This window comes from Ruegeria marina (assembly GCF_900101475.1).
Taxonomy (GTDB): Bacteria; Pseudomonadota; Alphaproteobacteria; order Rhodobacterales; family Rhodobacteraceae; genus Ruegeria_B; species Ruegeria_B marina.
Window position 1 is genome coordinate 1 of sequence record NZ_FMZV01000038.1, and the last position, 11,626, is coordinate 11,626.

Sequence of the window (11,626 nt, forward strand, 5' to 3'; positions counted from 1 at the left end):
TGATCGTCTTGTGCTCAGTCCCCTCGGCAGCCAGGCCTGTCAGGATGCGGGCGAAGATGCCGTTATCGCTCCAACGCTTCCAGCGGTTGTAGAGCGTCTTCGCCGGGCCATATTCCCTCGGCGCATCGCACCATCGCAAGCCATTGCGATTGATGAAAATTATTCCACTCAGAACGCGCCGATCATCAACACGAGGCTTCCCGTGCGACTTCGGGAAGAAGGGCTTCAGACGCTCCATCTGCGCCTCGCTCAGCCAAAAAAGGTTGCTCATCATTCAGGTCTCCTTGCGGACCCTGAATCACGGCAGATGACCAAAATCAATGGGTCTGGAGCCTAGCATTCATCGCGTGAGCGATGCTGGCGGCCAACGGATCGGCCAGCGATATGACGTTGGTTTGATGCGGAATGCTGTCTGTCGTGATCACGCGGGCAGCGCCGGCGGCCAGGATGTCTTCGTAGGCGCTGCCCGCGAATACCGCGTGTATGATGACGCAGACGGGCGACCGGGTTCCGGCCGCAATCAGATGCTCCATCGCGCGGATCATCGTGCGCCCGGACGAAGCGATGTCGTCTAGGACAACGGGTGTCCCGTGCTTCAGTGCGTCGCTTTCGGGCACGCTGACATCCACTTGCCAGTCGCCGGACCGCACTTTGGTCAGCACCTCATAGGGGCGTCCGGCCGTACGCGCGACCTCGGCGACCCATTGTTGACTTTCGCTGTCGGGACCCAGGATAACCGCGTCCGGCACCTCGCGGGCGATCCAGTCGGCAATTAGCGGCGCGGATTGAACGCGGATCGCCGGAATGCGGAACACTCGGTCGAGGGACGGAACGCGATGGAGGTGTGGATCGACGGTGACCAGCCAGTCAAAACTGTCTTCCAGAAACTTCGCGAATAGCGGGGCCGCCACAGCCTGCCCGAGCGCGAAACGTTTGTCCTGACGCATGTAGGCAAGGTAAGGCGCAACAAGACCCACGAGCTTTGCCCCGAGTTCGCGCGCGGTTGCCGCCGCAAAGCGTAGCGGCAATGCTAGCGGGTCCGGGTCGCGCAGCGTGGCAAGAACGATGACATCGCGACCCTTCAACTTCTTGGGGAGCGTCACGAGGCTCTCGCCGTCGGGGAACCGGTGCAGGTCGATCGCCGCCGTTTCTGCGCTCATTCGATTGGCTAGGTCTCCGGCGAGGGCTTCCATCTCTGGAAAGGCGAGGATGAGGGGTGTCATGGCGCATCCTCTACGCGGAACGGGCTGTCTCGACTGGCGGTGAAATCCAGCGCCCACGCTAACTCGCCTTGTGTCTCCGCATGAACTTCGAACAAAGGTTGACCGATTTCGACGGTGTCTCCCACGCGCGTTCTTAGCAATACGCCCGATGTCTTGCGGCCAGGCGCGCCCGCGAGCTTTGCGATCTTGGCGATGCGACGATTGTCGATTGCAGTTATTCGTCCGGCGCGGTCGGCGTTGACCGGCTGCATTTGTGGCGCTTCGCCCGGTTCGGTGAACCCGCCCTGCGCCGCACAGATCGCCATGAATTTGGCCTCTGCCTTGCCCCCATCCAACAGTTCGCCTGCCAATTGGCGCCCATTCGTTCCGACAAGTTCCAGCAAGGCTCCAGCGACATCGAGGGCGCGCTCGCGCAGATCAGCTGGGGCCTGTGGGCTGCGCCTAAGCACTGCCAGAACGTCGTATGCCTCAAGCGCCGGCCCGATCCCGCGCCCCACCGGGGCGGAGCCATCGCTTCGATTAACTGAAATTGTCTGGCCCAGTGCTCTGGCGACGGCCTGAAGCCTATCGGAAAGCGCCTTGGCGGCCGCGTAGGAGCGCACCTTCGCCGTAGGCCCGATTGGCATGTCAATCAGCACATGACTCGATCCCGCAGCCGCCTTTTTGGACAGTATACTGGCCACCATCTGCCCCTCGCTGTCAAAATCGAGTGGGCGTTCGATGCGGATCAGCATGTCGTCGGCGGGGCTCAGATCCAGCCCGCCGCCCCAGACGATGCAGCCGCCCTCGGCCTCGACGACGCCGCGCATCGCGGCTTGGTCCAAAGCGACGGGTGCCATGACCTCCATCGTGTCGGCGGTGCCGGCGGGCGAGGTGATCGCGCGGCTGGATGTCTTTGGGATCAGGTGCCCCGCGGCCGCCACGATCGCCACAACGATCGGCGTGGTTCGGTTGCCTGGCAGGCCCCCGACACAATGCTTGTCGAGAACCGGCCCCCTGCCCCAGTCGAGCCGCACGCCCGCGTCTCGCATAGCCAGTGTCAGCGCGATGGTTTCGGCCTCGTCCAGCCGGTCTCCGGCGCAGGACGTGACAAATGCGGCCAGGTCGAGGTCCGAGAGCCGTCTTTGGATGGTATCGGAGATGATCGCGCGGCAGGCGGCGTCATCCAGCCGCCCTCCGTAGACCTTGGTGCGGATGGCCGAGGCCGACACCGGTGGTTCGGGGTGCGAAAACCGGCCAACAGCACCCGGTTGGAGGGCAAGCGCCTCCCACGCCGTATTGCTGAGAGCCGCGGTTTCCTGTGGCAGCCAGTCGCCGCCGGTGATCACGTTGAGCGTCGCGATGATCCGTTTGCCTTCGACTTCGATCTCGATGCGACTCTGCGTTCCGAAGCCTTCGGAGCGACAGACGTGGCAGTCCTCGCGCATGTAGACGACCGGCTGCCGATAGGTGTCGATATCGGCGGGCACAAGTGGAAGGATATCATGGCGTTCTGTCATTTCGGAGCGTCCAGCCGTATGGTTTCCAAGTGCTCGGGTACGCGGGCATTGCGCTGTAATTCATGTGCAACCCGGCGGCGCAGCGTGTCCGCGGCCTCGGGTTCGCCATGGGTCAGGTAGGTCATGCGCGGCGGTGGCGCAGCACGCATCCACGACAGGATCTCATCGGCATCCGCATGACCCGAGAAGGTTTCGAGTTGCACTACCTCAGCTTCGATCCGGTGCTCTTTTCCAAAAATGCGCAGACTACGTGCCCCGCCAGCCAGTGATGCGCCTCGGGTGCCGCCGGCTTGGAAGCCGGAAAGGATGATCGCATTCCGCCGGTCACCGCCAAAACTGACCAGATGGTGCAGTATTCTTCCGCCAGTCAGCATGCCGCTGGCCGAGATGATGATCATCGGCCCCCGTCGGGTGTTGAGGTCCTTTGATTGCTCGACGCTGTTCACGCGCTTGGCGACACGGAACATGTTCACGCAATCCTCCCAACTCACGTGGTGTTCATCGTGATGTCGGTGATAGATTTCGGTCGCGTCCACCGCCATCGGGCTGTTGAGGTAGACCGGGACATAGGGGATTTCGTCGCGCTTGATCAGACGCGCGATATGGTACATCAGACCTTGCGCACGGCCCACCGCGAAAGAGGGGATCAGAACCGCACCACCCCGCGCAAAAACACGCTTCAGGACAGGCGCCAATTCCGCCTCCGCGTCGATTTCGGGATGCTTGCGGTTGCCGTAGGTCGACTCGCAGACCAGCACATCCGCCCCGCCGAACGGCACCGGCGCGCGCATCAGGGGATCCTTGTCGTGCCCCAAATCACCGCTGAAATGCACGGTGGTGCCGTTGATCGTCAGTCGTATCTGCGCCGCCCCCAACAGGTGTCCGGCGGGGATGAACTCGGCATGGATGCCATCGTCAAGGTCGACACGTTCGTTGAATGAGACGGTGTCAAGCTGCTTCAGAGCCGCCTGCGCATCCTTTAATGTATATAGCGGGGTGGGCTTCTTGTGCTCCGAATATTTCTTCCGACGCGCGTATTTGGCCTCTTCCTCCTGCAAATACCCGCTGTCTGGCAGGATCAGGCCGCAAAGCTCTTTCGTGGCCGGGGTACAGAGCACCCGGCCACGAAATCCTGCACGGATCAGCGCCGGCAGATAGCCGGAGTGATCCAGATGGGCATGGGTCAGAAGAACGGTGTCGATCGTGCTTGGCCGAGCCGGAAAGCGTTTCCGGTTCCGCCGCCGCAATTGCTTGAAACCCTGGAACAGCCCGCAATCGATCAGGATTCGGCGGTGCCCCCACTCGACCAGGTAACGTGAGCCTGTCACCGTTCCGGCCGCGCCGAGAAAGCGAAGTGTCGGTTGGCCGTGGGAGGTCATATCGTTCTCTTTTCACCTAGTAAGGGGCGTGAACGTCTGCAGCCCGACCCGAGCGTGTGGGTTTTCCTCGGTTTAAACTCCAAGATATCCTGAACGCGTGCCATGTTCGAGCTCCGCTCCCGATGGACTAAGCTGCCTTATCCTAATTAAGATGCCATAGGGCAGAGCGGGCGCCATGATGCAGGTCAATCTTCTAATTCGGTCGATGCCAAAGGCTCTTCGAGGCAATCGCGCATGGTCTGCCAACCAGGGGCCTTGGGCTCTGTCGGCCTCTAACAGTTGGGCGTTCGAGGCTTTGTTCATTCCGCATAGCCCCTGGCAACGCGACACCAATGAGAACACCAACCGGCTTCTGCGCCAGTACTTCCCGAAAGGGACCGACCTCTCGGTGCACACCCAAGAGCACCTCGATGCCGTCGCAAGGGAACGCAACGAGCGACCAAGAATGATCTTGAACTACTACTCACCAGAGGAGAGGTTCGAAGCGTGTGTTGCGGCGATCGGTTGAATCGGCAACCCAAAGCGGATTTTGTAACTCGACGTTGTTCTTGCTCGACTTGAAACTGAACCAGGCGAGCCAGAGTGCTGTTGCAAGTGTGCCCACAAACCAGATCGGGCCGCCAATATCGACACGGAAATGCTGACCCAGAGTCGAGCCGATAGCGGAAACAACAGCAACACCTGCTCCAATCCAGCAGAGCTAGGACGGAATTGGTCGTACATCGGCCGTTGAAGTTGTCCAAGCGCTGATCGCGGTCGCAATTGCCACCACCATGAAGCCGTTACCGAGTCCGCTGGCGAATTGCCACCAGACCACAAAACCTTCCAAGTCGTCCTTATTTGCAGCAGCGGAGATTGCCGTAGCTTTTACGATTGCGGTGCCAATTGTCAAAAATGATCCTATCGCAAAAAGCAGCCATGCGCCGGCTGGTGCTTCGCGACGGCAACCTATGGGTGAAATCGACCAGTTAGTTGGGGAATGCGGGTTCATAATAATGCATGGCGCGCATAAACATCGAGTTCATCGAGGATTTGTAGTATTGTCAACCAAGTTGAGGCAAGCACGGCTCGACTGGCCGATCATAAGGTTTCTCCACCCTGACTGTCTCAACACGACACCGAGGCGAGAGTACGCCTTGAGGGCACAGATGTGCTTGGCAGGGTTCGCGACTTCATGACAGCAGGATTGTTAGATGCATCCGCTCGATAAGAAGCTCTTGCGAGACGTTCAGCGGCTCTGGGCCCAGGTCGCCGCGATCTCGCTCGTGACGGCGGCTGGCGTCGCGACGGTTCTCTTGGCCATCGGTTCCTATCGCTCGCTCGACGAAACGCGGATCGCCTATTACGAGCGTCAGCGTTTCGCGGATGTGTTCGTCCGCGTCGAGCGCGCGCCGCGCAGCGTTGTTGACCGGATTGCCAGGCTCCCGGGGGTCGCGACCGTCGAGACGAGAATTGTCAAATCTGCGCTTGTCGAAATCGACGGGATGCGTGAGCCGGCCACGGGCCTCTTCGTCTCGGTCCCGGACGGGGCGATGCCCGTGCTCAACCGGCCCTACCGGAAACTCGGTCGCATGCCGGCCGCCAGTACGGGGGACGAGGTCGTCGTTAACCACGCCTTCGCCGAGGCGCACGGTTTCCAGCCTGGCGACAGGTTCGGCGCCCTTCTCAACGGGCGTAAGTACACACTCCGGATTGTCGGCACCGTCTACTCCCCCGAATTCGTCTATGCCGCCGGACCGGGCGACATCATGCCGGATGATCGCCGCTTCGGAATTGTCTGGATGAACGAAAGCGCCCTCGAATCGATCTACAATCTGGACGGTGCCTTCAACTCCGCACTTATCCGCACGACACGCGGCGCCAACGAGGCCGCTGTGCTCGCAGGGATCGATTCCCTGCTCGAGCGCTATGGCAGCCAGGCCGCACATGGCCGGCGCGACCAGTTCTCGCATGCCTTCCTGAACCACGGGCTCGACATGTTGTACAGCATGAGCCTGACCCTGCCCCCGGTCTTCTTCGGCATCGCGTTCTTCCTGATCTACCTCACGCTCAACCGCATCATATTGCTCGAACGCAGGCAGATCGGCCTGCTGAAGGCTTTCGGCTATGGGAATGCACAGATCGCCGGACATTACCTCAAGTTCGTCGCGTGCATCTGCCTTCTCGGGATATTGGCCGGCATGACGTCTGGCGTGCTGCTTGGTCAATACGTCACCCGGCTTTATGCCGACTACTTCCGGTTTCCGCTGCTGATCTTCGCCCCGGCCGCCGATATCTATCTTCTGGCCGCCCTGCTGCCGGCGCTGGCCGCGGTTGCGGGCGCGTTTCAGGCGGTCTCGCGGGTCCTGGCGCTCTCGCCGGCTGTCGCGATGCGTCCAGCGGCACCACCGCGGTTCCGGCATGACGAAAGCCGGCTGTCGAAGCTCACGAGAAGCCTCCCGCCCCTGACGAAGCTGGCGTTTCGCAGCGCGATCCAGAACCGCCTTCGCTCGGCCATGACCATGATCGGGCTTGCCATGGGTTCGGCGATCCTGATCGCGTCGCTCTACCTAGCGGATTCGATGGAGTATCTGGTGGACGTCAAGTTCATGCTGTCCGAACGGCAGGATGCGACCCTCGCCTTCACCGCTGAGCGTCCTGTCGCCGCGCTCGGTGCCGTCGAGCGGCTGCCGGGGGTGCTGGCCGCCGAGCCGGTCAGACTGGTACCCGCCCGGATCCGGAACGGCACGACCGAACGGCGGATCGCGTTGTACGGACGCCCTGCCGATGCAAGGCTCGGCCGTATCGTCGATGGAGAGCTGCGGGTGGTCGCGCCGCCGACGCATGGCGTTGCGATCAACGCCTGGCTCGCGGGCGTGCTGGGTGTCGGGATCGGAGACCGCGTCGAGATCGACCTGCTGGGCGCGCGGCGCCGGACCGTCTCGCTGCCGGTGACCGCGCTGACGGAGGATTTCCTGGGCCTGCAAGCGACTGTGGAGATCTCGGCGCTTTCGCGGCTCTTGCGCGAGGGTCCAACCATGGACCGTGCCGAGCTGAGGATCGACCCGGCCGGGATGGACCGGCTTTATCAAGCGGTCAAGACTTCACCGGCCGTGGGCGGCATCGCGCTGCAGATCGTCTCCCTCGAGAATTTCCAGACTGCGCTCAGCATCATCGTTACGGCGATGGCGTCGATCTATACCGGTCTGGCCGGTGCGATCGCATTCGGAATGGTCTACAATGCGATGAGGATTTCGCTCTCCGAACGCGCTGCAGAATTGGCCACGCTGCGCGTGCTGGGCTTCAGCGACGGGCAGGTCTTCTGGGTCCTCGCCGGCGAACTCGCGCTTCTTCTGGTGGTCTCGCTGCCGCTCGGCTGGGCTGCCGGATACGCGAACGCGGCGATCATGGGGAATGCCATGGATGCCGATCTGATGCGGATGCCTCTGGTGATCGACCGGGGGACCTACGTTCTGGCCAGCGTGGCGGTGGTCGCGGCCGCTGTCCTGTCGGCGATGTTCGCCTGGCGTCGGATCAAGGACTTCGATCTCGTCGCGGTCCTGAAGACGAGGGATTGAGGCATGAAGCAAATCGGGATCAAATCGCTTTTCGCCGGGCTCTGCGGTGTCGCCTTGCTTGGCTTCGTGATCTGGTTCCTTTGGCCCCAGCCAGTTCTGGTGGATATCGGCGAGACCAGGATTGGAACGCTCGCCATCACCGTGGAAGAGGAGGCCCGCACCCGGGCGCGCGCCATCTATACTGTTTCTGCGCCCGTCGCGGGGCGGGTGGTGCGCAACGCGCTGGTTGCGGGGGACGCGGTGACACGGAATGAAACAGTCGTGGCGACCCTGCGACCCACCATGCCCGCCTTCATCGACGAGCGGTCCAGAGAAGAGTTGCGCGCCGCGCTTTCCGAAGCCGAGGCCGGTATCGAATACATTCGGCACGAGGTCGGGCGCATCGAAACCGAAACCGAGCTGGCCCGCAGCGAACTGGCCCGGGCTCAGGCTCTCGCCGACAGAAACCTGGTCTCCGTCGAGAACCTCGACAAGGCCCGCCGCGCGGCCGAGGCCCGCGAACACGCGCTCGCTGCGGCCCGCGCGGAGCTTGAGGTGCAGCGCAACAGATATGCCGCGATCGAGGCGCAATTGTCCGAGCCCGGGGATTTCGATCAGAATGGCCAGGGCTTTCAGGAACTGCATTTGACCGCCCCCGTCTCTGGCGAGGTGTTGCGGGTGGTCCAGAAAAGCGAGTCGGTCGTCGCGGCCGGTACGCCCTTGATCGAGATCGCCGACACGCGCGATCTGGAAATCAGGGCGGATCTGCTGTCGACCGACGCGGTCCAGGTCGAGGTCGGTGCGACGGCTCGGATTCTCGATTGGGGCGGGCCCCCGCTCGGGGCGCGCGTGACCCGTCTGGATCCGGCCGGGTTCGAGAAGACGTCCGCGCTCGGGATCGAGGAACTGCGCGTCCCGGTCATCCTTGAATTGACCAGCCCCGACGAAACGTGGTCGCGGCTCAAGCACAATTTCCGCGTGACGGCGGAAATCACTCTGGCAAGGATCGAGAATGTGCTTCTGGTGCCTTCGGCCGCGCTCTTTCGAAGCGGCGATGGCTGGGCGGTCTTCGTTTTCGAGCAAGGGCGCGCCCGGCTTCGCGAGGTCGAGATCGGACCGGCGAACGAGAGTTCCACATCGGTCCACGATGGACTCGACGCCGGCGAGCGAGTGATCCTCTACCCAGACGAGCGCATCACTGAGGGTACGCGGGTCGCAGTCCGCGCGGACGGCTGAAGAAGGTTCGTGCCCCGAGGCCTTCTGGCACTGGGGTTATCGTTACTGGAAACCGCATTCGTTTGGCGCATTGATGAGGACGAAGATGGAAGACAGCCACAACGCCACGCCGCGGTCGAATGCGATTTTTCGCACGGAAGGACTGAAGAAGGTTTACGGCGAAGGCACCGCGCTGGTCCATGCTCTGCGCGGCGTCGACCTGGAGATTCCCGAAGGCGAGATCGTCGTGCTGCTGGGGCCGTCGGGCTCGGGCAAATCGACCTTGCTCAACATCATCGGGGGCCTCGATTACGCCAGCCAAGGCCAAGTCTGGTTCCGCGACCGGGAGTTGACTGCAATGACCGACCGCCAGCTCGTAGCCTACCGCCGTGACCATGTCGGCTTCGTCTTCCAGTTCTACAACCTGATGCCCACTCTCTCTGCCCGAGAGAACATCGAACTTGTCACTGTGAATGCGCGGCGCTCTCTGGATGCGCGCGAGGCACTGGAACTTGTCGGGCTTGCCGAGCGGGTCGATCATTTCCCCGCTGAGCTTTCCGGCGGAGAGCAACAGCGGGTCGCCATCGCCCGGGCCGTCGCCAAGCAGCCCGACGTACTGTTCTGCGACGAACCGACAGGCGCTCTCGACAGCGCGACGGGGCGCGGCGTTCTGAAGATGCTGAGCGACATCAACCGACGCCTCAACTCAACCATTCTCATTGTCACTCACGCCGCCGCCACGGCGCAAATGGCTGACCGCGTCATTCATTTCGCAGACGGACGGATTCATGAAATCGTTCGTAACGCGATCAGGAAAGATCCCGAAGAAATCGACTGGTAGACTTACCGGCATAGCCATCAGTCAGAGCACGAAACTCCCCCATATCCGCGGTACGTTCTGTTAGCGGTCGGTGACTTCCTAGTTTCTCACATGCTCCGGCATCTTCGGATCAAACAGCCTTTCCAAGTCGTCGCTTTCCAGCTTGCGCAATGTCTTTCCCTCGACCCCAGCTTGGGAGACAGGGCAAAATCTCTGATGGTGTTCGTTGTGATCCAGCTAGAATTGACAGCGTGCTCGTAAAGCCCCTTGAGGTCCACAATTCGGACGTACACTGCGAAGAACAGGATCGCGGCGATCCCGGCGAAATAGAGGATTGGCATCATGGCCCGGTTCCTTTCGGTATTGGCCAGCCCTGGCCCCGCCCCGTGTCCAGCCCGGGTCGGGACACAGGTCGGGACGGTGTCAGTTGCCGGACGGCATCCGGTCGCCCATCATGCCCGGTGCGCCAGGCATTCCGCGCAGCATTTCCATCCGTTTCGCGGGAGCGCCCATCTCCTCTTCGGTGATCCTGCCATCCCCATCGGCATCGAGATGCTGGAACCGGTCCACTGTGGTTTCGCGGATCATGGCCGCGTGCAGGACCTCGAATTCGGCCAACGAAAGGGTGCCGTCGCCATCGGCATCGAATTCTGCGAGGCGGGCAAGCATCGCCGTGCGCGCGGCTCCGGGCTCAGGCTCCGCGACCGGACCAGCACCTATCATTTTCGGCCCCATCATCATGCGCATCATGTCACTATCCATCATCGACATGCCGCTGCCGTGACCCGCGCCCATCATCCGGCCGTGCATCTGCATCATCATTGGCATCATCTTGCGCATCATCTCATGCATCATCTCGCCCTGGCTGGCTGAGGGTCCGCTGTCTTTCGAAAGCGGCCCGCCGCCGTGTCCATGGTCGCTTTCGGCAGTGGCATGCCCTGCCGCGGCAATCGAGAAGCTTAGCGCAGTTGCAAGTGTGGTAAACATTTTCATTTCTGGTTCCTCGAGTTTGGTTCAGCGACGCTGAAGACCGGTTAAGCGATGCAATCCGCCGAATACGGGTGGATCTTTTGGCGTTTGAACCTGCAGGGGTGAGCGTGGAGCGACACGCCAAAACCGATGACAAGCACCCCAAAGACGAGCGTGAGCGCACGGTGCGCCGCGCAGAACACTTCGAGCGGGCTGTTGCGCCTCCCTTCCGTCCCTGAACATCTCCACTTGCTGTTAAGCGTAAACTTCCTTTCAGAACTTTCCTTGACGCAAATCAACTTTACTCATTCGTTTGAAGAGGGCGGCTTCTGGAAATGCCATGGCCCCTTTAATGAAACGCCCAGTTTCGCTAGCGGTGATCTACTGATCCTGTCGTTCCCGGGTCATTTCGCATGGGAGCATTTTCAGGCGCCGCTTTTCGTGGGGAGTCGGGTTCGACGACGTCCTTGGCACGGAATCTCGACCGTGCGCCACGTCGGACTTGCGAACGGGCTGCCGTTGATCTGGGCAGGGATGCGAAGAAAAACGCGAGAGGAAACGTGATGGCCCAGCAATACGAGAGAAACAGGTGGTGTCATTTGTGGACGGCTCCGGTTTTGCAAGGGATTTCGTGAGGCGAGGAGATCGAAGCAGGTTGCGGTCATTTGTCCGGCCTATCGGCGCGGCATGGTTAACCGCTGGCCTTGATGAAGTCCGCATGCTGGGTTCCTTTCAGACAGGCGAGCTTTGACGCCCTGACACCACCCCGGAATGTCCCAGCAGCGGTTCCGTCCGATCATCATCATTCACTTATGCCCTTGCATCTCGTTTAGCGGCGTCTCTGTCGCCGCCATTCCCTCCTTCGTTCAGATGGTAGGCGGGGCCTGATAGATTTCTTCCTTCACGAGCAGCGCCCAAGCAGTGCGCGCTGTCTTATTGGCGATGGCCACGGTCACCAGCCGCGTTGGTTTACGTTCCAGCAGGG

At 61.6% G+C, this 11,626-nt stretch carries 8 protein-coding genes and 1 pseudogene; 4 read left to right on the forward strand and 5 right to left on the reverse strand.

Annotation, left to right across the window (positions count from 1 at the left end; translation table 11 throughout):
• From BLT75_RS23635 to BLT75_RS23650, 4 genes are all read right to left on the reverse strand, one after another.
• On the reverse strand, nucleotides 1-271 hold a 271-nt coding region (locus BLT75_RS23635; protein WP_143028577.1), incomplete at its 3' end, for a transposase.
• Nucleotides 272-317: 46 nt separating this feature from the next.
• Nucleotides 318-1,223, reverse strand: coding sequence for a ribose-phosphate diphosphokinase (locus BLT75_RS23640; RefSeq protein ID WP_093038157.1), 906 nt, complete (start codon nucleotides 1,221-1,223; stop codon nucleotides 318-320).
• Nucleotides 1,220-2,722 carry a thymidine phosphorylase family protein gene (locus BLT75_RS23645; protein WP_093038161.1) on the reverse strand — a complete coding sequence of 501 codons (1,503 nt, stop codon included), beginning with the start codon at nucleotides 2,720-2,722 and terminating at the stop codon, nucleotides 1,220-1,222. The genes BLT75_RS23640 and BLT75_RS23645 overlap by 4 nt, the downstream gene beginning before the upstream one ends.
• A complete protein-coding gene (locus BLT75_RS23650; RefSeq protein ID WP_093038164.1) occupies nucleotides 2,719-4,101 on the reverse strand; it encodes an MBL fold metallo-hydrolase RNA specificity domain-containing protein in 1,383 nt (460 codons plus the stop codon). The genes BLT75_RS23645 and BLT75_RS23650 overlap by 4 nt, the downstream gene beginning before the upstream one ends.
• Nucleotides 4,102-4,405: 304 nt before the next feature.
• Between BLT75_RS23650 and BLT75_RS23655 the strand changes: the two are divergent.
• From BLT75_RS23655 to BLT75_RS23670, 4 genes and pseudogenes are all read left to right on the forward strand, one after another.
• Nucleotides 4,406-4,609, forward strand: a pseudogene (locus BLT75_RS23655) (transposase); the annotation flags it as partial.
• Between the two features lie 685 nt (nucleotides 4,610-5,294).
• Nucleotides 5,295-7,658 carry an ABC transporter permease gene (locus tag BLT75_RS23660; protein ID WP_093038167.1) on the forward strand — a complete coding sequence of 788 codons (2,364 nt, stop codon included), beginning with the start codon at nucleotides 5,295-5,297 and terminating at the stop codon, nucleotides 7,656-7,658.
• 3 nt (nucleotides 7,659-7,661) lie between these two features.
• Complete coding sequence (locus BLT75_RS23665) at nucleotides 7,662-8,873, forward strand: efflux RND transporter periplasmic adaptor subunit (RefSeq protein WP_093038171.1); 1,212 nt, start codon at nucleotides 7,662-7,664, stop codon at nucleotides 8,871-8,873.
• A gap of 85 nt (nucleotides 8,874-8,958) precedes the next feature.
• The gene (locus BLT75_RS23670; protein ID WP_093038174.1) at nucleotides 8,959-9,693 is read left to right on the forward strand and encodes an ABC transporter ATP-binding protein; all 735 of its coding nucleotides are present in this window, start codon (nucleotides 8,959-8,961) and stop codon (nucleotides 9,691-9,693) included.
• Between the two features lie 402 nt (nucleotides 9,694-10,095).
• Here the strand turns inward: BLT75_RS23670 and BLT75_RS25010 are convergent, their stop codons facing one another.
• Nucleotides 10,096-10,665, reverse strand: a complete 570-nt coding sequence (locus BLT75_RS25010) for an EF-hand domain-containing protein (RefSeq protein ID WP_245706647.1) — start codon at nucleotides 10,663-10,665, stop codon at nucleotides 10,096-10,098.
• Nucleotides 10,666-11,626: the final 961 nt, after the last annotated feature.